The 20,520-nt window shown below is 57.1% G+C and carries 22 protein-coding genes; 14 read left to right on the top strand and 8 right to left on the bottom strand.

Going from position 1 to position 20,520, the window contains the following annotated elements; genetic code table 11:
- The first annotated feature begins 19 nt into the window (after positions 1-19).
- From METMA_RS0109375 to METMA_RS0109400, 6 genes are all read left to right on the top strand, one after another.
- Complete coding sequence (locus METMA_RS0109375) at positions 20-238, top strand: DUF2281 domain-containing protein (protein WP_020158830.1); 219 nt, start codon at positions 20-22, stop codon at positions 236-238.
- Positions 216-608 carry a PIN domain-containing protein gene (locus METMA_RS0109380; protein WP_020158831.1) on the top strand — a complete coding sequence of 131 codons (393 nt, stop codon included), beginning with the start codon at positions 216-218 and terminating at the stop codon, positions 606-608. The genes METMA_RS0109375 and METMA_RS0109380 overlap by 23 nt, the downstream gene beginning before the upstream one ends.
- A gap of 77 nt (positions 609-685) precedes the next feature.
- Positions 686-1,420 (top strand): glycosyltransferase family 2 protein, encoded by a 735-nt coding sequence (locus tag METMA_RS0109385; RefSeq protein ID WP_020158832.1) that lies wholly within the window; start codon positions 686-688, stop codon positions 1,418-1,420.
- Positions 1,417-2,328 carry an LpxL/LpxP family acyltransferase gene (locus tag METMA_RS0109390; protein ID WP_020158833.1) on the top strand — a complete coding sequence of 304 codons (912 nt, stop codon included), beginning with the start codon at positions 1,417-1,419 and terminating at the stop codon, positions 2,326-2,328. The genes METMA_RS0109385 and METMA_RS0109390 overlap by 4 nt, the downstream gene beginning before the upstream one ends.
- Positions 2,329-2,455: 127 nt before the next feature.
- A complete protein-coding gene (locus METMA_RS0109395; RefSeq protein ID WP_020158834.1) occupies positions 2,456-4,000 on the top strand; it encodes an HAL/PAL/TAL family ammonia-lyase in 1,545 nt (514 codons plus the stop codon).
- A 191-nt stretch (positions 4,001-4,191) separates the two neighbouring features.
- Complete coding sequence (locus tag METMA_RS0109400) at positions 4,192-4,431, top strand: CCDC90 family protein (protein WP_020158835.1); 240 nt, start codon at positions 4,192-4,194, stop codon at positions 4,429-4,431.
- Between the two features lie 101 nt (positions 4,432-4,532).
- On the opposite strand, the gene METMA_RS0109405 is transcribed toward METMA_RS0109400, so the two are convergent.
- Genes METMA_RS0109405 through METMA_RS0109415 form a run of 3 tightly spaced genes read right to left on the bottom strand, consistent with a single transcriptional unit; the run spans position 4,533 to position 5,955 of the window.
- Positions 4,533-4,757, bottom strand: coding sequence for a DinB family protein (locus METMA_RS0109405; protein WP_020158836.1), 225 nt, complete (start codon positions 4,755-4,757; stop codon positions 4,533-4,535).
- Entirely contained in the window at positions 4,754-5,635 is an 882-nt protein-coding gene (gene ilvE / locus METMA_RS0109410; RefSeq protein WP_040590483.1) for a branched-chain-amino-acid transaminase, read from the bottom strand. The genes METMA_RS0109405 and ilvE overlap by 4 nt, the downstream gene beginning before the upstream one ends.
- Before the next feature lie 50 nt (positions 5,636-5,685).
- The gene (locus METMA_RS0109415) at positions 5,686-5,955 is read right to left on the bottom strand and encodes a hypothetical protein (protein ID WP_156830478.1); all 270 of its coding nucleotides are present in this window, start codon (positions 5,953-5,955) and stop codon (positions 5,686-5,688) included.
- A gap of 2 nt (positions 5,956-5,957) precedes the next feature.
- Between METMA_RS0109415 and METMA_RS0109420 the strand changes: the two genes are divergently transcribed.
- Complete coding sequence (locus METMA_RS0109420) at positions 5,958-7,364, top strand: aminotransferase-like domain-containing protein (RefSeq protein ID WP_020158839.1); 1,407 nt, start codon at positions 5,958-5,960, stop codon at positions 7,362-7,364.
- Between the two features lie 58 nt (positions 7,365-7,422).
- Here METMA_RS0109420 and METMA_RS0109425 read toward each other — a convergent pair whose 3' ends face one another.
- From METMA_RS0109425 to METMA_RS27480, 5 genes are all read right to left on the bottom strand, one after another.
- Positions 7,423-7,953 (bottom strand): hypothetical protein, encoded by a 531-nt coding sequence (locus METMA_RS0109425; RefSeq protein ID WP_020158840.1) that lies wholly within the window; start codon positions 7,951-7,953, stop codon positions 7,423-7,425.
- Positions 7,954-8,181: 228 nt separating this feature from the next.
- Positions 8,182-8,412 (bottom strand): hypothetical protein, encoded by a 231-nt coding sequence (locus tag METMA_RS0109430; protein ID WP_036253230.1) that lies wholly within the window; start codon positions 8,410-8,412, stop codon positions 8,182-8,184.
- A gap of 835 nt (positions 8,413-9,247) precedes the next feature.
- Positions 9,248-10,009, bottom strand: coding sequence for a hypothetical protein (locus METMA_RS0109440; protein ID WP_020158843.1), 762 nt, complete (start codon positions 10,007-10,009; stop codon positions 9,248-9,250).
- A gap of 343 nt (positions 10,010-10,352) precedes the next feature.
- Positions 10,353-12,893, bottom strand: coding sequence for a PAS domain S-box protein (locus tag METMA_RS0109445; protein ID WP_020158844.1), 2,541 nt, complete (start codon positions 12,891-12,893; stop codon positions 10,353-10,355).
- 178 nt (positions 12,894-13,071) lie between these two features.
- Complete coding sequence (locus tag METMA_RS27480) at positions 13,072-13,218, bottom strand: hypothetical protein (RefSeq protein WP_198014732.1); 147 nt, start codon at positions 13,216-13,218, stop codon at positions 13,072-13,074.
- On the opposite strand from METMA_RS27480, the gene METMA_RS0109455 reads away from it, so the two are divergent.
- The 7 genes from METMA_RS0109455 (at position 13,187) to METMA_RS0109485 (ending at position 20,074) form a co-directional block, all read left to right on the top strand.
- Positions 13,187-14,743: an MBOAT family O-acyltransferase gene (locus tag METMA_RS0109455; RefSeq protein WP_020158846.1), complete on the top strand. Its 1,557-nt coding sequence runs from the start codon at positions 13,187-13,189 to the stop codon at positions 14,741-14,743. The two genes, METMA_RS27480 and METMA_RS0109455, sit on opposite strands and share 32 nt — an antisense overlap.
- 3 nt (positions 14,744-14,746) lie before the next feature.
- Positions 14,747-15,754, top strand: a complete 1,008-nt coding sequence (locus tag METMA_RS0109460; RefSeq protein ID WP_020158847.1) for a hypothetical protein — start codon at positions 14,747-14,749, stop codon at positions 15,752-15,754.
- 86 nt (positions 15,755-15,840) lie between these two features.
- Entirely contained in the window at positions 15,841-16,119 is a 279-nt protein-coding gene (locus METMA_RS0109465; RefSeq protein ID WP_020158848.1) for a hypothetical protein, read from the top strand.
- 236 nt (positions 16,120-16,355) lie between these two features.
- Entirely contained in the window at positions 16,356-16,778 is a 423-nt protein-coding gene (locus METMA_RS0109470) for an acyl-CoA thioesterase (protein ID WP_020158849.1), read from the top strand.
- Entirely contained in the window at positions 16,775-17,359 is a 585-nt protein-coding gene (locus METMA_RS0109475; RefSeq protein WP_020158850.1) for a LolA family protein, read from the top strand. The genes METMA_RS0109470 and METMA_RS0109475 overlap by 4 nt, the downstream gene beginning before the upstream one ends.
- Entirely contained in the window at positions 17,325-19,658 is a 2,334-nt protein-coding gene (locus tag METMA_RS0109480; protein WP_020158851.1) for an MMPL family transporter, read from the top strand. Before METMA_RS0109475 ends, METMA_RS0109480 begins: the two co-directional genes overlap by 35 nt.
- Positions 19,659-19,795: 137 nt before the next feature.
- Entirely contained in the window at positions 19,796-20,074 is a 279-nt protein-coding gene (locus tag METMA_RS0109485) for a cupin domain-containing protein (protein WP_020158852.1), read from the top strand.
- Positions 20,075-20,520: the final 446 nt, after the last annotated feature.

Consider the following 20,520-nt stretch of genomic DNA (forward strand, 5'->3'; position numbering starts at 1 on the left):
ACATTGCGGAGGAAATATCATGACTATAGCAGAGAAGATTTTTGAGCAAGTTAGAACTTTGCCCGAGACCGATGCGCGTGAAATTCTGGATTTTGTCGAGTTTCTGAAAGCGAAAAGGAAGCGGGATCATGAAGAACGGCGAGTCCATGCGCTGGCCGTTCTGGAAAAATTCAAAGGCCGTTACGACGGTACCAAATTCAACCGCGAAGAGCTTCATGACCGCGCCGGCCTTCGTTGATACCAATGTAGTCGTCTATGCGCTGGGCGTGGATACCGATCGCCGCGAGACCGCAATAAAGTTGCTTGCAGAGGGCGTTCTGGTCAGCGCCCAGGTTATCAATGAAACAGTGAGCGTACTCCTGGGCAAACAGAAATTTTCCAGGGAGGACGCATATGAAGTTGCGCAAAGTCTGTTGGATCTCTGCGAGGTCCTGCCCGTCGATACAGAAACCATACGCGCAGCCATGCATCTTGCCACGCACTATTCGCTCTCCCATTGGGATGCTTTGATTGTTGCATCCGCGTTGCTGGCCGGCTGCGACACGCTTTATTCCGAGGATATGCAGCATGGGCAGCTGGTCGTGATCAACCCTTTCTTCTCCGTTTAGCCCCTGAAAAAAATTCACGTGCATTATTCCACACATCAGACAATCCGGCATCATGCCGGCACAGCCCGATTCACGCCATGAAAGCCTGCGTCATCGTACCCGTTTACAACCATGAGCAGGCCATCCCCGAAGTCGTGGCGCGCCTGAAGGAGCAGGGCCTGTTCTGCCTGCTGGTCAACGACGGCAGCTCGGAAGCCTGTTCGAAAGCGCTGGGCGCGATCGCCGAACGGGAAGCCGGCTGGCTGGCCCTGATCAACCGGCCGGAAAACGGCGGCAAGGGCGCGGCCATGGTCGACGGATTTAACGAGGCCATCAGGCGGGGCTTTACCCATGCCCTGCAGATCGACGCCGACGGCCAGCACGACATCGACGCTATTCCCGAATTCCTGGCGGCGGGCCGGCGGCAGCCGGACGCCATGATCCTGGGCCGGCCTGTGTTCGACGATTCCGCGCCTAAATCGCGGCTTTACGGAAGGCAATTCACGAATCTGTGGATAGCGATCAACACGCTGTCGCTGGCGATCGCCGACGGCATGTGCGGTTTCCGCCTGTACCCTCTGGCAGCCGTGCAGCGCTTGCTTGAAACCGCGCGCATCGGCCGGCGCATGGATTTCGACATCGACATCGCCGTGCGCCTATACTGGCAGGGCACGGATGCGGTCAATGTGTCCACGCGCGTGCGTTATCCCTACGATGGCGTCTCGCACTTCAAGCTGTGGCGCGACAATGCCATGATCTCGATGATCCATGCCCGGCTTTTTTTAGGCATGCTGATGCGTTTCCCGCACTTGCTGATCAGGCGTTGGCGATGAAGCAGACCCGGCATTGGGCCGAGATGCAGGAAAGCGGCATCGTCTGGGGCATGCGCCTGCTGTTGAGAATCTACCTGCTGTGTGGCCGCCGTATCCTGCAGGTATTCCTGTATCCGGTGGTCAGTTATTACTGGCTGGTCAACAAGCCGGGCCGGCAGGCCAGTCGGGCCTATCTGGACCGCGTGACCGGCTTTTCGCCGTCCGTGAAGCCGGGCGGCAGTTACCGGCATTTCATTAGTTTCGCCAATGCCTTGATCGACAAACTGGCGGCCTGGTCCGGCGCCCTGTCGCGCGCCGATGTCGAGTACCGCGGCCGCGATGCCCTGATGGCCCGGACCGCCGGCGGGCGCGGCGCGGTGCTGCTGGGATCGCACCTGGGCAACCTGGACGTCTGCCGCGTGCTCGCCTATCTGGATAAAGATATCCGCATCAATGTGCTCGTGCACACCAAGCACGCCGAGAAATTCAACCAGCTGCTCAGCCAGTACAACGAAGCCAGCCGCATGAACCTGATACAGGTCACCGAAATCACGGCGGCCACGTCGATGCTGCTGAACGACAAGATCGACAACGGCGAACTGGTCATCATCACCGCCGACCGAACGCCGGTCAGCGAGCTGCCGCGCGTCCTCAAGGCCCGGTTTCTGGGCGAAGAGGCGCCGTTCCCGCAGGGCCCGTTCATCCTGGCGGCGCTGCTCAAGTGCCCGGTCTATACGCTGTTCTGCCTGAAGCAGCGGGGCAGGCACGTGATTTATTTCGACCATTTCAGCGACGGGCTTAAATTTCCGCGCAACACGCGCGAGCAGGCCATGCGGAAAGAGATCCAGCGCTACGCCGGGCGCCTGCAGGATTATTGCCTGAAAGAGCCTCTGCAATGGTTCAATTTCTTCGATTTCTGGCACGGCTGATTGCGTGAATGGTTGATATGAATAAAAAAAGTAGGTGCGAATTCATTCGCACAATAATGGTTCGGGTCGAATACCCTAAAGGGCACAAGTGAATTCGACCCTACAGCGCAAATCACTCAAAGATCGCATGAAAAATAAGCACTTTCTAAAAGATAAAGTCATTTTCGACGGCCAGCCGTTGACTATCGAGGACGTGTGTCTGTTGGCTCGCCAACAGGCAGCCTGCGAATTAAGCCGGGATGCCGGTTTCATGCGGCGCATCGACAAAGGCGCGCAATTTGTCGATACCCTGCTGAAGGAAGAGGGCTTCGTCTACGGCGTCACGACCGGCTACGGCGATTCCTGCACCGTGTCCGTACCGCTGCATCTGGTCGAGGCGCTGCCCCGGCATCTTTACACCTTCCACGGCTGCGGCCTGGGCAGCCATTTCGACGCCGAACAGACGCGCGCCATCCTGGCCGCGCGCCTGAACAGCCTCGCGCAGGGCTTTTCGGGCGTGCGCTACCGGTTGCTGCAGCAGTTGGCCGCGCTGCTGCAACACGACATCCTGCCGTTGATCCCTCAGGAAGGCTCGGTCGGCGCCAGCGGCGACCTGACGCCGCTGTCCTATGTCGCGGCCGTGCTGGCCGGCGAGCGGGAAGTCATGTATCAAGGCCAGCATCAGCCCGCGCAGGCCGTTCTGGCCCGGCTCGATATCGAGCCTCTGACCCTGAAGCCGAAGGAAGGCCTCGCCATCATGAACGGCACGGCCGCCATGACCGGGCTCGCCTGTCTGGCTTACCGGCGCGCTGAATACCTGTCGCAACTGGCGACGCGCATCACTGCCCTGGCTTCAGTCGCCCTGAAAGGCAACGCCTACCACTTCGATGAACAACTGTTCTCGGTCAAGCCGCATCCGGGGCAGAACCGCGTGGCCGGGCGCCTGCGCGCGGACCTGCAATTGTCGGTAGCTGCACCCCGGCACGACACGCGCCTGCAAGACCGCTACTCGCTGCGCTGCGCACCGCATGTGATCGGCGTGCTGGAAGACTCGCTGCCCTGGCTGCGCCAGTTCATCGAAAACGAATTGAACAGCGCCAACGACAACCCGATCATCGACGCCGAAGGCGAGCGCGTGCTGCACGGCGGCCACTTTTACGGCGGCCATATCGCCTTCGCCATGGACGCGCTGAAGACGGCCGTCGCCAACCTGGCCGACCTGATGGACCGGCAGATGGCGCAGCTGATGGACCCCAAATTCAATCAGGGCCTGCCCGCCAACCTGTCCGGCGCCGAAGCCAGCCAGGCCATGATCAACCACGGCTTCAAGGCCGTGCAGATAGGCGTCTCGGCCTGGACCGCCGAAGCCTTGAAGCTGACCATGCCGGCCAGCGTGTTCTCGCGCTCGACCGAATGCCACAACCAGGACAAGGTCAGCATGGGTACGATCGCGGCGCGCGACTGCCTGCGGGTGCTGGAACTCACCGAACAGGTTGCCGCGGCCCTGCTGCTGGCCACCGTTCAGGGCGTGGAACTGCGCGGCGGCAGCGAGGCGCTAAGTCCTGCGCTGCAAGACACCTGCGCGCAGGTGCGCGAGCGGGTGGCGTTTCTAAGCACGGACCGGGCCCTGGAACCGGAACTGCGGCTGTGCATCGAGCTGATCCGAAACCGGCACTGGGCGCTTTATAACTGAACTACATCGAACGGGCACTCAACTTAATGTCTAATGGCAGTGACGCTATCTGTTTCTGTCACAATAACCCGGAGTAATTATGAGCCTGTTTAATGCAGGGATGCGTTAGAATTGAAACACCGACTTGCGCCTGGGAAAAGCGCAAGGCAAGTAATGACAGTTGCCTCTAACAATGACAGGACACAGCAGCAATGACAACTATTACCTTTGATACCCTGGAGCTGGTAGATAAGCTCAAATCGGCAGGCATCCCGCAAGAGCAGGCAGAAGCCGTAGTGCGCGTGATTGCTGAAGCGCAGGCCCGCCTTGTCACCAAAGACGACCTTGAAATAACCCTATTGCCTGTCAAAACCGATCTGGCCGTCATCAAATGGATGATGGGGGTATTGCTCGCCGGCGTGTTATCGCTGGTATTGAAGGCGTTTTTTTAATTTTGAAATAGTTTGCGGCCTTGGGCGCTGCAGCGTCACGCAATGTGGAACGGATAAATGGCAAGACGCAGCGTTTTGCGCGTCAAACTCGCCCTGCGTTCTTACAAATCCGCCGGTTCCGGCAGCGCAATAAAATCTGTCGTACCGTAATTGTGGCCGCACTGGCAGATCAAGGCGGTGACTTGCCCCCGGTGATGAGTTTTATGCAGAAACAGCGTGGTCAGCATATGTTGCACGGGCAGGATTTTGTCCTGATCCCCTAACACGCTGCGATACCGGATGAGGCTTGCGAGGTTCTGCAACTGGAAATAATCGACCATGGTCATGAGCGTGCCTCCGCGGATTCCGATTCGATGCACTCGAAAAACAGCCGGTTCAGCTGTTTGAAAACCGGCCCTAGGCATGCCGTCAACCGGCGCCCGTCGATGTCCCTGACCGGAATCATCTCCGCGCCGGTGCCGGTCAGAAAGCATTCATCCGCCGTATAAAGATCATAAGGCGCCAGCGGCGCAATCTGCACAGGGATGCCGGCCTCGGTGGCCAGTTCCAGGATCAGCTCGCGGGTAATGCCTTCCAGCGCGCCTTCCGTGCACGGCGGCGTGGCCAGCGTTCCATCCCGCACGATAAAAAGGTTGTCGGCCGTGCCCTCGGTAACCCGCCCCTGGCTGTTCAATAAAACGGCTTCATCGACGCCGGCGTGATTGGCTTCGATTTTGGCCAGTATATGGTTCAGATAGTTGAGGCTTTTGATCCTCGGGTCCAGGCCGTCAAACGGCAGCCGCCGCGTGGCCGCGATGATCAGGCGGGCGCCCTGCTCGCGGCTCTGGCTATCCACAAGCATTATTTGGTCGGCAATGATGATCACGTTGGGCCGGTGGCAGCCGGCAGGATTCAGACCCAGCGGACCCGGCCCGCGCGTCACCATCAGCCGGATATAGCCCGACTCGCAGCCGAAAACCGCCACGATTTCCTCGACGGCTGCCGTCAGCTCGGCAAGGCTGTAAGGGATGTCGAGCGCAATCGCCCTGGCCGACAGCGCCAGGCGCTCAAGATGCCGCTGAAGGCGGAACGCGCGTTTATGGTAGATGCGAATCCCTTCGAAAACGCCATCGCCGTATAGCAAGCCGTGATCGTTGACGGGAATGGACGCCTCCCCCAGCGGTAACAACTGGCCGTTCACCCAGCACAGAGCCTGTTCAGACATATCAATCCCCATTGGTTAATATAATATGGTGGTTCAGATCTTCAGAAGTTTTAGGCGTTCACCTCCCCTCTTGCGAAAGTCCTGGCCCGGCCGAGCAAATGCACGCGGTCGCCGGCCAGCCTGACGCCGGCTTTCCCGCTGAACGGCTGTTCGATGATATAGAGGGATTTGGTCATGATAAACTCCTTGTTGTTGACGCCGTAATCGTAGCTCACCATGCTTGGGCTGATACAGATGCAAAAACAGTTAATTAAACCGGTACAGATGGCCGCCATAGCCAACTGTACCGATGCCCGGACGCCTTTTCTGTAACGGTACAATCATGGCGCTACTCTATGAAATCATCGCGGATCATCTATTGACAGCCATCGACCAGGGCGTTTACCGCCAGGGCGAGCGCCTGCCCAGTGTCCGCAAGTTGCGCGAACAGCATAACATCAGTGCGGCCACGGCTGTCGCGGCGCTGCGTCAGCTGGAGGACCAGGGCTGTATCGAGGCCCGCGAGCGTTCCGGCTATTACGTACGCGCCCGGCCCGGCGCCAGGCTTCAGGAGCCGGCCGTGTCCAGACCGTCAAGCAGGCCGACGCCCGTGACCGGCCAGGACATGGTCTTGCGCCTGGCCCAGGCGGCCAACGACCCGTCCATGGTGCAGCTGGGCGCGGCGGTGCCGGCGCCGTCGTTTCTGCCCACGCAGCGCGTGGAGCGGACCCTGGCCCGTTGCTCAGGCCGCTATCGCAACCGCGTCGCCGGTTACGAATTTCCGCCCGGCAGTCCGGAGCTGAGGCGGCAGATCGCCCGGCGCATGTCCGAGGCCGGCTGTCAGGTCCGCCCCGACGACATCATCGTCACCAACGGCTGTCAGGAAGCGATCACGCTGGCCTTGCGCGCCGTCACCCGGCCCGGCGATATCGTTGCGATAGAATCGCCGACCTTTTACGGCTTGCTGCAGGTTATTGAATCGCTGGCCCTGAAGGCCATCGAGATTCCGACGCACCCGCGCGACGGCGTGGCGCTGGATGCCCTGCAGCTGGCCTGCGAACAGTGGCCGATCAAGGCCTGCATTGTCGTGCCCAACTACAGCAACCCGCTGGGTTATTGCATGAGCGACGGGCGCAAGCGCGATCTGGTCGCTCTCATGAACCGCTACCGCATCGCGCTGATCGAGGACGACGTCTACGGCGATCTCGGCTTTGGTTTGCAGCGGCCTTCGGTCGCGAAAGCCTGGGACATCGAGGGCCGGGTCCTGCATTGCTCGTCGTTTTCCAAATCGCTGTCACCCGGCTTGCGCATCGGCTGGATCGTGCCGGGACAGTATTTCGACAAAGTGGAATATCTGAAATACGTGACCAACCTGGCCGCTCCGACCCTGGCCCAACTGACCGCGGCGCAAATGCTGGAAGGCGGCGGACACGACCGCTATCTGCGCCAGGTCAGAAGCCGGTATGCCCGCGCCATCGGGCGCATGACCGAAGCCATCGGCCGGCATTTTCCCAGACAGACCCGTGTGACCCAGCCGGCGGGCGGCTTCGTGCTGTGGGTGGAACTGCCCGATGAGATCAATGCCGTCGAACTGGCTGGGCAGGCGCTGGCGGCAGGCATCAGCATCGCGCCCGGGCCGATTTTTTCAGCGACGCAGAAGTACCGGAATTTCATTCGCCTGAACTGCGCCTGCGAATGGGATGAACGGGTCGAACGGGCACTGGCGACCCTGGGAAGGCTTATTGGTTAGCGGCTGATCGTGTCCACGTTCCCGCGTTGCCTATAGCCGGAGCGTGGACACGAGTCTATCAGCTCGCCGCCGCCAGCCGCGGATAGGCGCCAGACGCTTCGGTCATGAAAGCGCGCTGAAGCAAGCGCATGATTGCCTGAGGGAGCGCGGCCGCCGACAACAAGCTTGCACTGCCGCTTTTAAAGAATTGGTACAGCGCCGCGAGCGCTGACAGGTCATGATCTAACAGTTCATCAACCTCATCCTCTTCGCTTGAGTGCATTAACGCGCGGCAATTGGCCTCGGTGGCCGGCAGTTCGATCGCGGACAGCAGATCCTGCAGCGATTGCCGGCGACACTGTAGCCACTGTTGCTCCGACCAGCGCTGTTGCCGGGCATAATGCATCAGCAACAGTAGCAGCAGCGGGTGCTGTTGCCAAAGCGTTTGCTGATAATAGCGGATCAGCCAGTGCTCGCTGAAGGCAAACTCAGTCTTTTCTCCGCCGCGCTCCGTATGGCTTCTGGGGGACATATCTTCCGCGCCGGCGGATGGACGATCTTGGGCGGGATGGGAATTTGTCAGGGCAATGGCGTTAAAAGTCTTGCACATAAAAAGCTCCTCTCTGATGCTTGGCTCAGAAAATTAACTATTTAAAGTGTACGAAAGTTAAACAATAAACGTGAGATATTGCAGGCGAGTTACAACGTACAAAAAAAATTGGATAAAGATGAGGTAGATAATAAGGTTGCGCGCCTAACATGCAAACTATGGCAAAGACGCGCACCAAGGTAGGGCTTTTGCGCTCCCATGAGCCTGATACAGCCTGGCTTGCCGCGCCTAACTCAGTGGGCAGCTGTCTTCGGCAGGCCGACCGGCGGCTATAACGGTCGGCTGGGTTGGTTGTTCGATCAATCCGGCGGTCCGAGGGCATTCGTAAGCGGCATTGCCGGTATTGATTTGCCCGTTGCCGTAGGGGTAGGCCGGGTCCGCAGCCATTGCAAGCGCGGTGATGCCCAGCACCAGGCTCGACATTGTCGATGCTATGATTGCAAATTGCTTTGTATTCATTTTGGTTTTCTCTATCTTTCCCGTTGATGAATAATGATCCGTTAAGGCTGTTTCTGGTCGAGGCCTCTCAGGATCTTTTTTTGCCTGACTAAATAAAGCAACTCCCGTGCCAATTTAACAAAAATAAAAAATAGCTGTAATAACAAAAAGATACGTTTTTCCGGACAAAGATAGGGCAGAATTTTAACGGGCAAATAAGACAAAATGACTGTCTCGCGACTGTCTCATGAGACAGTCGCGAGACAGTTCGGGTATTTTTAATGCCAAGCATTCGAATCGCGGATTTTCAGCAATGGGGCCTGGAGATCGGCATGTTGCGGCAGGCGGGTTATGAACGGTGCAAAAGCCGGATGAAAGCCAAAGACTAAGGATTTGGCTAAAGATGACTTCCTGAAACTGGAATCTTGCATAGGATGTGCTGACCAAAAGTAGGCGCTCCAGGCGGCGCAGTGAAGCGCATCGCTCGCGAACGATGCGCCTCCTGTCGTCGGCGCATCCTATGTTTAAACAGGGACATTATTTACGGCCAAATCCTAAGTAATGAGCATGGAATAAATCAGAAAATTGTAGGTGCGAATTCACTTGTGCCCTTCAGGGTATTCGCACTGCGCGGATACCCTGAAGGGCACAATACCCCATAGGGCATAAATAATTCAGCGCTTACACCGGAAAATCCTTCGACTACTTGAGGAAGTTATTTTATGCCCATTCCTAATCCTCGCCTGATTGATGCCATGCCCAACAGTTGAAAAAAAAGCCCGCCCGACGTTGACGCCGGGCGGGCTTCAATTCAACCGGATCGGATTGTCCGACCCGTTTGCCGACCGATGATGGATTAAAGCGGGCAGCTGTCCTCGACGCGCTCGCCGGTGAAGCTCACGTCCGGATGCGCTTTGCTCAGCAAGTCGCCCACGGCATTGAAAGCGTCGCCGCCATAGTATTGCGGAGACTGCAACACCTGCCACAGCGTCGGGTCCGAAGTGGCGCCGGCTTTCACGCCCTGGTTGCTCAGTTTGGGGTAGTAGCCCAGTTTGCTGAAGAAATTGTCTTCAGGCGTGATGCCGGTCGCTTCCCAGGCATCCAGATGCTGTTCTTGCCGCCAGTAGCCGGGCGAGCACCACTCGCTGAACCCGGTCTCTTCCTTGTTCCAGCAGAAGGTTACATGGCTGATGCCCTTGTTATCGGGCGCATAAAGACCGCTGTCGCCCCTGGCCTGCGGGTCATAGGTATAGACGTTGTAACCCTGGCTGGCCTTGACCAGCACGGCGCCGATACCGTTCGGATCGGAACTCCAGTCGAACGCTTTGTATTCGTCCTCTTCCAGGATGGAGTTTGAGACGGTGATAGTATTGCTGTGCTCCGGGAAATTGGCGGTTTCAGTCTGACTCGGTGCGCCTTCGCCCGCTCCCTCATTCCATTTCAACGAATACGTGAATTCTTTGCCGATCAACGAGCCGAGCGCGGAGCACTCGGAAGCGGCATTGCCGGTAGGGATCTGAGTGTTTGTATAGTAATCAGGGCCCGTAGCCATCGCAAGACCACTGATGCCCATAGCCAGAGCTGATGCTATCGATACGATTGCAAGTTGTTTTTTCATTCTCGTTGCCTCAAAAGCTAAAAATTTATCTGATTGATTTGATTGCCGGTCGATGAGGCCGGTTATAGGCCGATGATTCTCCAGGTCTCCAGGAGCTATAGAGCAACTGCCGGGCCAATTGAGGAAAAATTATCAAAACAATATAAATAACAATGGGATGGGTGTGCATGAGAAAAGATTTGGGGACAGCTTTGTCAAACGGGTGATACAGGTCGACTGTCTCTCCGATGTTTCATGAGCTGCCTGTGAGACAGTATTGAGACAATAGCGGAAGATGACCGAATCTGCGCGCCGGACCGTGCCGGATAATGGCTGGAAATCACCCGGCATGGCCGGGGCTGGCTTATCGATCCGGAGAAATGTCCAGTTCTGTCAGACGCCGGTAGAACGTGGCCCGACTGATGCCGAGCATTTTTGCGGCTTGCATACGGTTGCCGCGAGTTTTTTCCAAAGCGGCCAGGATGCGCCCCCGCTCGTCTTCCCCGACGATCATCGGCTCGGGTTCTGCAACGGCGGACGCGGTGGTCCGGCTGAATTCGGGCGGCAGATCCTGAGGGTTGATGCATTCGCCTTTGCTGTGGATGACCGCATAATCCACGCAGGCTTTCAGCTCGCGCACATTGCCCGGCCAGTCGTAATTCATCAGGCATTGCAAAGCTTCGGCGCCGAACCGGGGCTGGGCCCGGCTGGAAAAGTGATAGCTCTGGCAGAGGAAGGACTCGACCAGCAGCGGGATGTCGGCCTTGCGCTCGCGCAGGGCCGGCACATAAAGCCGCGCCACGCGCAGGCGATAGAGCAGGTCCTCGCGGAAGCGGCCTGCGCGGGCCTCTTCGGCCAGATTCTTGTGCGTCGCCGCCAGTATCCGCACATCGACCTTGCGTATCCGGGTTTCACCGAGACGGGTGATTTCCTTTTCCTGCAGCACGCGCAACAGGCTGGCCTGCATGCTCAGGGGCAGATCGCCGATCTCGTCCAGAAACAGGGTGCCGCCGTGCGCGGCCTCGAAAAAACCCTCCTGGTCCGCGACCGCGCCCGTAAACGCGCCCTTGCGGTGGCCGAAAAGCTGGCTGGCCAGCAGCGATTCGCTCAGCCCTGCCGAGTTGACGGCGATGAACGGCCCGTCCTTGCGCGGGCTGGCGGCATGGATGCTGTGGGCGACCAGTTCCTTGCCGACCCCGGTTTCGCCCTCGATCAATACCGTCCAGTCGCCGCGCGCCACATCCTCGATGAGCTGGTACAGCTCCCGCATGGAGTCGCTGTTGCCGAGCATCCGGCCGTAGCGGCTCTCGTCGATGGTCTGCCGCAGCTGATGGATTTCGGTAACGTCGTAGAGCAGCAGAATGTGGCGGTCGGGCGCCTGCGGGTCGTCGCGCACGTCGCATTCCACCCAGCAGGCTTTCCGGTCCGCGCACTGCCAGTGCAGGGTGATGCGGTAGCGCTCGGCGGGCGGGAGGTCCAGCAGCCGCTGCAGTTGTATTTTCGACGGCATCCCGAAAGGCAGCACCTGATCCCAGGGGCGGCCGACGGCCGTGCCGCGGTCGATGCCGGCGAATTGCCCGCAGGATTCGCTGACAAACTCCACGCGATGATCGGCGTCCAGCATCACGGTGCCGACCCGGAACTGGTTGAGCAGAGTCAGCAGGTTTTCCTGGCTTTTCTTGAGTTTGGCCAGCGTACGCGCAGCCAGCGCCTCGGCTTCCTTGCGCTTGGAGATGTCGCGCACGATGCCCTTGAACAGGCTGCCCTGGGGGAGTTTCACCTCGGTGACGGTGAGATCGATAGGGAATACGGTGCCGTCTTTCCTTAGCGCCGAGATTTCCCGCGCCTCCCCGATCATTTTGGCCCGGCCGGTTTTCAGGTAGTTTTCAAGGTAGCGGTCATGCAGGCTGCGATGCGGCTCCGGCATCAGCAATCTGACGTTATGGCCCAGCAGTTCTTCCGGACGGTAGCCGAAGATATGCTCCGTCGCGGGGTTGATGGATTGAATGATGCCGGAGGCATTAATGGTGATGATGGCGTCGAGCGAGCTATCCAGAAGGGCGCGATGGCGGGCTTCTTCATCTTTCAGCCGGTTTTCCTTTTCCCGGATCTCGGAAATATCGGCGAAAACCGCAACCGCGTGGCTGATGTCGCCTTGCTGGTTATGTATCGGAGAGGCGCTGACATGGAGGGGGATGTGGCGGCCGTCGCGCCGGATCTCTATGTCGCTCACGGCCACCGTTTCCCCCGCCAGCGCCCGCGTGGTCGGCAAGGCTTCAAGCGGATAAGGCCTGTCGGTGCCGGCCAGGGTCACCTGGAAATAATCCACCAGATTTTCAATTACGCTGCCCGGCTCGAGTGTTTTTCCGGTAATGGCGCTGGCCGCCCGGTTGGCAAAGAAGATCCGGCTCTGCGCATCCAGAACCACGATACCGGAAGGGATGGCTTCGAGGAATTTGTGGAACTGCCGGGCTTGCCTTTGCACTTCGGCCTGGGCTTCCTTTTGCGCCGTCACATCGGTCTGGATGCCTATGTAATGGGTGAGCCGGCCCTGGTCGTCGAAAACCGGGGCCAGGCGCAGTTCGTTCCAGAAGAACGTGCCGTCCTTGCGGTAATTCCTGAGCACGACCGTCGTTTCCCGGCCCTCGTCCATCGCTTGGCGCAGGATGTCCAGATCGGACTGGTCATGGTCCTCGCCCCGAAGGAACCGGCAGTTCCGCTCCAGAATCTCGTCCCTCGAGTAGCCGGTCATGACTTCAAACGCCCGGTTCACGTAGATCAAGGGCGTATCGGCCTGTCTTGCGTCGGCCACGGTGATGCCGCAGCTGGCGGAGTCCAGCGCTTTCATGATCCAGTCCGGCAGGTCTTGGGGATTAGTATCGTGCACGGTGGCACCCTTTTTCATCAATTAGGTTTGGTAAAGAGAAACACTACTTCTGTCCGTTGGCTGGCGATCCGAGTTCCCGGAAAACTTTTATGGCTGAAAAATTAAGTCCGGGCTTTACCGCCTGAGATTAGCATTCCCACGCTCCAGAGTCACGATGCGCGCAAAATAGCCGGATGAAGGTTGGAGGCGTGGCGGTTTATGCCTTCAAGTCACCCTGCGGCCCAGTATGAGTTAGAATATACTGCTTAAATACTGGCAGTGGGTCATGCAGGCGGGCTGCATTCTCACCAATATAGATTGCAGCTTTATTCATGTTATTTAACTCATACTTTTTTATTTTCATATTCCTTCCCATTGCCGTTTGCGGTTTTTATTACATCGGCAAACACAGCCACAATTTAGCCCTGTCATGGCTTGCTGTGGCCTCACTGTTTTTTTACGGTTGGTGGGATGTGCGTTTTGTTGGGCTGCTGCTGTGCTCCATCGCCTTTAATTACAGTGCCGGTTATTTAATTAGAGATAAGTATTTCCTAGCACCCGGCCAATCAAAATTGATATTAACCGGCGGCATTATTAGCAATTTAATATTGTTGGGCTATTTCAAGTATGCCAACTTCTTTATTGAAAATATAAATAGCCTGATCAATACCCCGCTATTAATCGATGATATTTTATTACCGCTGGGTATTTCATTTTTTACCTTCACGCAAATTGCTTTCCTGGTGGATGCTTATCAGGGCAAGGCGAAAGAATATAATTTCATTCGCTATATACTGTTCGTGACTTATTTCCCGCATTTAATCGCCGGCCCCGTATTGCATCATAAGGAAATGATGCCGCAATTTGCCAGGCCCGATATCTGCCGGATCAACTGGGAAAATATCGCAACGGGCCTCACTGTTTTTCTGCTGGGGCTCGCAAAGAAAATATTCATGGCCGACTCGCTGGCCGATTTTGCCACACCTGTTTTTGCAGCTGTCCAGGAAGGCGGTCAGCCGTTGTTCTTTGAAGCGTGGATAGGCGCGTTATCTTATTCGCTGCAATTGTATTTTGATTTCTCGGCGTATTCGGACATGGCGATCGGCTTGTCGCTGCTGTTCAACGTGCGTCTGCCGATCAATTTCAATTCCCCCTACAAGGCCACCAGCATTATTGAATTCTGGCGCTGCTGGCATATCACGCTGTCGCGCTTTTTACGCGATTACCTCTATATTCCATTGGGCGGCAATCGCCATGGCCATGCCCAGCGTTATCTGAATTTGATGATTACCATGCTGCTCGGCGGGCTGTGGCATGGAGCGGGCTGGACGTTTGTTATCTGGGGCGGGTTGCACGGTTTGTACCTGCTGATCAATCATGCCTGGCGTGAGCTGAAGGCCTATAACGGCTGGCATGGTGGCGGCAAAAAAGCCCGTCTTGCATCCGGAATAGGCACTTTTCTGGCCGTCGTTGTCGGCTGGGTATTCTTTCGTGCCGACAGCGTTGAAACGGCCATGCAGATGATCAATGGCATGATGGGGTTAAACGGCTGTTCCTTGTCCAATAAATTGGGCCGATTTGAATTCAGCCATGAGCTGGAAAATTTCGGCTTCCATTTTGATGGCGTTATGACATTGACCGGCCTTAAAACGGAAAAAGCCATTGAGACATTGATTTTCACCATGTTCATTGTCTTCAAGCTGCCCAATATAGCGCAAATCATGGCTAGTCATCAGGTGGTTTTAACCGCGCCCAATGTGGCAATCAGAAAACCGGATTCCATCCATTGGCAGCCGTCGTTATTACACGCCTTATCGATTTTGATTCTGGGCTTTTTTACGCTGATTAACTTATCGAAACAGTCGCCTTTTTTATACTTCCAGTTTTAAGCAATGAATCCTCTCGCGCAGACGTTTAACTTTAGGAAATACAGCCTGATCCTGATCATACCTCTCAGCCTCATCATATTGATGTTATGGATTGCGGAATGGTATTTCGAACCGCTGGAGGGCGATCTGACCAGAATAGGGCATTTGCCGGAAAAGGATTTTGGCTGGAATCAGCCTCAACCGCTTGTCCCCGAAGCCCGGCTAAAAAGCGATGCCTTGACTGATGCGGACGTGTTCGTGATCGGCGATTCGTTTTCTGGAAATATGCTTTGGCAAAGCCGGTTACGCTCAATGAATTTAAAACATAGCGACATCCATTGGGATCAGCTTAAACCCTGCGAGAACATTGGCGATGCCTTGCGCCATGCCGGATTCAAAGGCCGCTATGTGGTAATTGAAAGCATCGAGCGTGCTTTCCAGGAGCGTATGCGTTCCCTTTGCAAAAAGCATGACGATATCGAGGTAAAAATATATACCCTACCTTCTCCGCCAGTTACTCGTACGCATTCGCTGATGTCATCGATTAAAAATCCCATCGGCGGCGAGTGGATGCTCAAGGCGCTGATCAACAAAATCAAACTCGCTTATTTACGCCAGTCTGACGATTTTTTCATCTTCGATGATGCGCGGGTCGTTGCCATGGACGGTTGCCGCTTATTTACCAATAAGCTATGCAATTATGGATTGTTCTTCAATGATGATTTCAAGAAACCACTGTTCGATTCAATAAACAATGTCCTGACTATCAACAGCAGCCTGCTTAAAGTGGGCATTCAGCCTCTCTGGCTTATCGTGCCGGATAAATCCACGGTTTATTTAAATGAAAATCCATCGATAACCATCTGGAATACCTTAGCCCAGTATCCGGAATTATCAGCCCCGAATTTAAGCGAGTTATTCATACGGCAAAGCAAACTGATCAAGGATTTCTACAAGCCTAACGACACGCATTTGAGCGTCAACGGCTTTCTGTACCTCGGCGATATAGTGGCGGAACGATTGCAACGGTAAGGCCGGATGAAGGCATCACGCTTGAGCGGAAGAGGGCAATTTGATACTGTGGCGCTATTAGCAACGTCAACTTACGGAATTTCATTATGGCAGGCACCGTTACCGCTTTACTCATCACCTACTGGTTTTACAAAAGCGCCGAAGCGACCGGCAAAAATCCCTTGTCCTCGGCCGTATTGGGTTTCCTGTCTTTCCTGATTCCCTGCGTTGTCTGGACTGTCGCCGTAACGCCGGGCCTGCGCGATGCGCTCGAACACAACCCCGGCACATTGTCCGGCCTGTTCGTCAATTACGCCTATATCGTGGTGGGCGCCGCCAGCGCCGCCTGGGTCAAGCACATGCATTTCAAGCAGGCCAACTCCTGAGCTATCGTTCCCACGCCGAAGTGTGAGAACGATGTAATAAAGCCGTATAGAACAGGCAAATAGCTTTATAATCTGCTCATTTTTAGAGACTGAATTATCAAACCAGAGCGAGGAATATTGATGTTGCCGTTAGATGACGGTTACATTGCCCGCTCTGACAGAACAAGTGAAAATGAAGAACACTAAATGATCAACTATGAATTGCCGGATTTGGCCGGGTTACTGGACAGGCTGGCATGACCATTCCCCGCCACCAAACCTCGATCGACCTGAAAATCCCCTTCCACGACGTCGACATGATGGAAATCGTCTGGCACGGCCATTACGTCCGGTATTTCGAGATCGCGCGCTGCGCCCTGCTGGACAAGATCGGCTACAACTACCGGCAGATGCGCGATTCGGGCTATGTGTGGCCGGTGATCGATCTGCGCATGCGCTATATCAAGCCGGCCGCTTTCGAGCAAGTCATCACCGTGCACGCGGAGATCGTCGAGTGGGAGAACCGGCTGAAAATTAATTATCTGATCGCCGACAAGGAAACCGGCGACAGGCTGACCAAGGGCTACAGTGTCCAGGTAGCCGTCAATCTGACTAGGGACGAGTTGTGTCTTGAATCGCCGGGCATTCTGCTTGAGAAGCTGGGCGTGGAGGTTTCGTGATTTATTTGAAGGCCTTAGTGCTATTTCTGTTAACGGCCAGCGTCGGCATGGCCGATGAACTGCTCGACCAGATCCAGGCCCGCCTGACCAGGTCCGCGATCACGCGCGGCGCTTTCGAGCAGACCAAGCAGCTGAAAGTGCTGCGCAAGCCGCTCGTTTCGAACGGCACGTTTATCTATGACAAAAGCCGCGGCATCGCCTGGAAAACCCTGTCGCCCGTGCCGTCGCTGCTGCTGATCAGCGATACGCGCCTGTGGACGGCGCAGGGCGAGCAGCCTGTGCCGGCGGCGTTCGGCAAGGTGTTCCAGGCCATGCTGGGCGCGGATCTGGCGCAACTGGCCGCGGCCTTCGAGATCACCGGAGCGGTCAGAAAAACGAGCTGGCAGGTCAGTCTTGTGCCCAGGGACGAGATGCTGAAAAAAGTCATCAGCCGCATGCAGCTGTCCGGCGACCATGAACTGCGCCTGCTGGAAATCTTCGAAACCAACGGCAACAGCAGCACGCTGCGCTTTCAGAACATCAGCCATCCCGACCGGCTAGCCGTGGGTGAAGAAGCCGATTTTGCGCATTTATCACCCTAGAGTTGCCGCGTTCGCCTGGCTGCTGGGTTTGCTGGCGCTGGGCGTTGCCGGCAGCCGCGTGCTAACGGCGGACTGGCTGGAAACGGGCTTTCTGGCGCTGTTGCCGGCCACCGAGCAGCAACCCGAAATCGCCCGGGCCGTGCGCCAGCACAACGAGCTCATCAACGGCAAGATCATCTGCCTGACCGGCGCGGACTCGGCGCCGCAGGCTGTCGCCCATGCCAATCAGCTTAAGGAGCGGTTCGAGCGAAGCGGCCTGTTCAAGGCTGTCCGGCTGCAGGTGGATCAGCAGGCGTTTGCCGAACGCTACCGGCAACTGTTCGCCTACCGTTACCAGCTGCTCGATGCGCAGACGCGCCGTATTTTGCAGGATCAGCCCGAGGCATTGATCGGCCGCAATCTGGAAATCCTTTACAGCCCGGTCGGACAGCTGGAGGCGGCGAATCTCGAACGCGACCCGCTGCTGTTGTTCAGCCGCTATTTCAACGCCCAGAATCCGGGCCGGTTCACGCTGGTGCAGGGTGTGGCGGTCGTGCGGGACGGCGAGCGCTTCTGGGCGCTGCTGATCGCCGATATGGCCGACAACAGGCTGCCTCTGGACAACCTGGAGGTGCTGCGGCAACTTGTGAACGAGGCCAAAGACCCGATCGAGGCGGCCGGCGGCGAACTGCTCTCGACCGGCATGCCGCTGTTCACGGCCGAGGGCTCGCATAGCGCCCAGCGCGAGATCGCCATCGTCAGCATCGGTTCCACGCTCGGCATCCTGCTGTTGCTGCTGACTTTCCGCGGCGTCCGGCCGCTGCTGCTGTCCTGCGTCGGGATAGCGGCCAGCACATTTGCGGCGCTGGTCATCAGCATCCTGGTGTTCGGCAAGATCCATATCCTGACGCTGGTGTTCGGCGCCAGCCTGATCGGCGTCGGCATCGACTATGCGCTGCATTACTTCTGCAACAGCTTCAGTTCGGCGGACTGGACGCCCGCGAAAGGCCTGAACTTCATCCTGCTGGGCATCACGCTGGATCTGGCGACCAGCCTGATCAGTTATGCCAGCCTGGGCGTGCCGCCGTTTCCGCTCCTGCGCGAGATCGCGTTTTTCTCGGTCATCGGCCTGATCGGCGCCTGGGCCACCGTGGTCCTGCTGTTCCCGCTGCTGCTGACGGGCTTCAAGCCCGCCCACAAGCCGGCCATGCTGCGGTTGACCAGCTACTGGCAACAGCACTGGCCGGCCTGGCTGCTGAGAAACCGTGCCTGGCTCGCGCCGGTTGCGATCGTGGCGATCGCGGGCGGGCTCTGGCAGCTGACGCCGCGCGACGACGTGCGCCTGCTGCAGTCGGCCTCCGCCGAACGCTTGGCGGCCGACCATAAAATCCGGCAACTGCTGCCCGTCAGAGCCGACAGCCAGTTTTTCCTGGTGGCCGGAACAGATCCTCAGGACTGGCACCGGAACGAGCAGGCCCTGCTGCAGCGCCTCGAAGCCCAGAAACAACAGCGGACGCTGGCATCGTTCGACGGGCTCAGCCGCTACTGGCCCGCACCGGACACGCAGTTTGCCAATTACCGCCTGCTGAAGCGGACGTTCCATGAGACCGGCCTGCTGCAACGCTACATGGCGGAACTGGGATTTGACCGGCATGCCATTGCCGAGGAACAGCAGCGGTTTAAAATCGCCGAAAATAACAGCATCGGCCTGGCCGAATGGCTGGACGGCGCCGACGAGGCGCGCAAAATGCATTGGCTGGGCTGCGATGCCGGCCGCTGCGTGAGCACGGTATCGCTGAGCGGCATCAAGGATCTGGATGCCCTGTCGCAGCTAGACGGCTTGCCGGGCGTGCGCTGGGTGGACCAGGCCAGCCAGCTTTCGTCGCTGTTCGAACGCTACCGGGCCAGTGCCAGCATCCTGCTGGTCGCCGCTTACGGCATCGTGCTGATAGGGCTGGGATGCAAGTTCGGCTGGCGCAACGCGCTGACGATCATGGCCGTGCCGGTGCTGGCCACGGCCGTCTCTCTGGCCATGCTGGGCTGGTTCGACCAGCTGTTCAGCCTGTTCAATCTGTTCGCGCTGCTGCTGGTGCTGGGCATCGGCGTGGACTACGGCATCTTCTTCTTTCTGGCCGGGGATAAGCGCTCCAGCACCGCGCTGGCCGTCACCCTGTCGGCCATCACGACCTTATTGTCCTTCGGCCTGCTGGCGGTCAGCTCCACGGCCATCGTCCATGCCTTCGGCTTTACCGTCGCGGCGGGCATTCTGACGGCCTTGCTGCTGGCGCCGCTGGTAGGTCTCAAGCGCACGCGACAATAGCGAGCGGCCGATGCCAAGACAAAGCGCTGGCCGCCCGCGCCCAAACCGTTTACCATGCCGCCTCCGGACAGAAAGCCCAAACGCTGGCTGATCCTTTTTCCAACCGCGCACGCGCTGTGCAACCAAGGATTAAAAACATGAGTAAAGTTGTTATTGAACATAACCCCGATGCGGCCCGCCTGGAAGAACTGGGTGTTTCGAGCTGGCCGACCTGGTCGAAAGAAGTGCCGGTATTCCCGTTTGATTTCGATGACCAGGAAACGGCCTACATTCTCGAAGGCGAGTGCGTGATCACGCCCGACGACGGCGGCGAGCCGGTGCACTTCGGCGCCGGCGATCTGGTGGTTTTCCCGGCCGGCCTGTCCTGCACCTGGGAAGTCAGGAAAGCGCTCAAGAAGCACTATTCTTATGATTGATTGAAGGGTGGGGGCGACTTCAGTCGCCCCTGATCGAATACAAGCCCCCATTCAATTGTAGGGTACGCACTGCGTACCTTCTTGAAAGTCTGACTCGCCAAGAATTTTGAAAATGGTACGCGGTGCGCACGAGACTGTGAAAGTATTCAATTTAAAAGATTTAACCACGAAGGACACGAAGAGCACGAAGTTTTAAGTTTTCGATTAACTTGATTTTTTTCTTCGTGTCCTTCGTGTCCTTCGTGATCTTCGTGGTGAATAAGGCTTTTTATGACGTTTTTCACTAATTCTTTCACAGTCTCGTACCCTACAGGGCTGTGAAAGTATTCAATTTAAAGGATTTAACCACGAAGGACACGAAGAGCACGAAGTTTTATCCGTTTTATTCTTCGTGTTCTCTGTGTTCTTCGTGGTTTATTTAAGCGCATCCTATAGGCTGAATACTT

It is taken from the genome of Methylobacter marinus A45 (assembly GCF_000383855.1).
GTDB classification, from domain to species: domain Bacteria; phylum Pseudomonadota; class Gammaproteobacteria; order Methylococcales; family Methylomonadaceae; genus Methylobacter; species Methylobacter marinus.

Bases quoted from the DNA above. Each gene is read 5' to 3' on its own strand.
- METMA_RS0109375 (WP_020158830.1), top strand. From the start codon at position 20: ATGACTATAGCAGAGAAGATTTTTGAGCAAGTTAGAACTTTGCCCGAG.
- METMA_RS0109380 (WP_020158831.1), top strand. From the start codon at position 216: ATGACCGCGCCGGCCTTCGTTGATACCAATGTAGTCGTCTATGCGCTG.
- METMA_RS0109385 (WP_020158832.1), top strand. From the start codon at position 686: ATGAAAGCCTGCGTCATCGTACCCGTTTACAACCATGAGCAGGCCATC.
- METMA_RS0109390 (WP_020158833.1), top strand. From the start codon at position 1,417: ATGAAGCAGACCCGGCATTGGGCCGAGATGCAGGAAAGCGGCATCGTC.
- METMA_RS0109395 (WP_020158834.1), top strand. From the start codon at position 2,456: ATGAAAAATAAGCACTTTCTAAAAGATAAAGTCATTTTCGACGGCCAG.
- METMA_RS0109400 (WP_020158835.1), top strand. From the start codon at position 4,192: ATGACAACTATTACCTTTGATACCCTGGAGCTGGTAGATAAGCTCAAA.
- METMA_RS0109405 (WP_020158836.1), bottom strand. From the start codon at position 4,757: ATGACCATGGTCGATTATTTCCAGTTGCAGAACCTCGCAAGCCTCATC.
- ilvE (WP_040590483.1), bottom strand. From the start codon at position 5,635: ATGTCTGAACAGGCTCTGTGCTGGGTGAACGGCCAGTTGTTACCGCTG.
- METMA_RS0109420 (WP_020158839.1), top strand. From the start codon at position 5,958: ATGGCGCTACTCTATGAAATCATCGCGGATCATCTATTGACAGCCATC.
- METMA_RS0109425 (WP_020158840.1), bottom strand. From the start codon at position 7,953: ATGTGCAAGACTTTTAACGCCATTGCCCTGACAAATTCCCATCCCGCC.
- METMA_RS0109430 (WP_036253230.1), bottom strand. From the start codon at position 8,412: ATGAATACAAAGCAATTTGCAATCATAGCATCGACAATGTCGAGCCTG.
- METMA_RS0109440 (WP_020158843.1), bottom strand. From the start codon at position 10,009: ATGAAAAAACAACTTGCAATCGTATCGATAGCATCAGCTCTGGCTATG.
- METMA_RS0109445 (WP_020158844.1), bottom strand. From the start codon at position 12,893: ATGAAAAAGGGTGCCACCGTGCACGATACTAATCCCCAAGACCTGCCG.
- METMA_RS0109455 (WP_020158846.1), top strand. From the start codon at position 13,187: ATGTTATTTAACTCATACTTTTTTATTTTCATATTCCTTCCCATTGCC.
- METMA_RS27480 (WP_198014732.1), bottom strand. From the start codon at position 13,218: ATGAAAATAAAAAAGTATGAGTTAAATAACATGAATAAAGCTGCAATC.
- METMA_RS0109460 (WP_020158847.1), top strand. From the start codon at position 14,747: ATGAATCCTCTCGCGCAGACGTTTAACTTTAGGAAATACAGCCTGATC.
- METMA_RS0109465 (WP_020158848.1), top strand. From the start codon at position 15,841: ATGGCAGGCACCGTTACCGCTTTACTCATCACCTACTGGTTTTACAAA.
- METMA_RS0109470 (WP_020158849.1), top strand. From the start codon at position 16,356: ATGACCATTCCCCGCCACCAAACCTCGATCGACCTGAAAATCCCCTTC.
- METMA_RS0109485 (WP_020158852.1), top strand. From the start codon at position 19,796: ATGAGTAAAGTTGTTATTGAACATAACCCCGATGCGGCCCGCCTGGAA.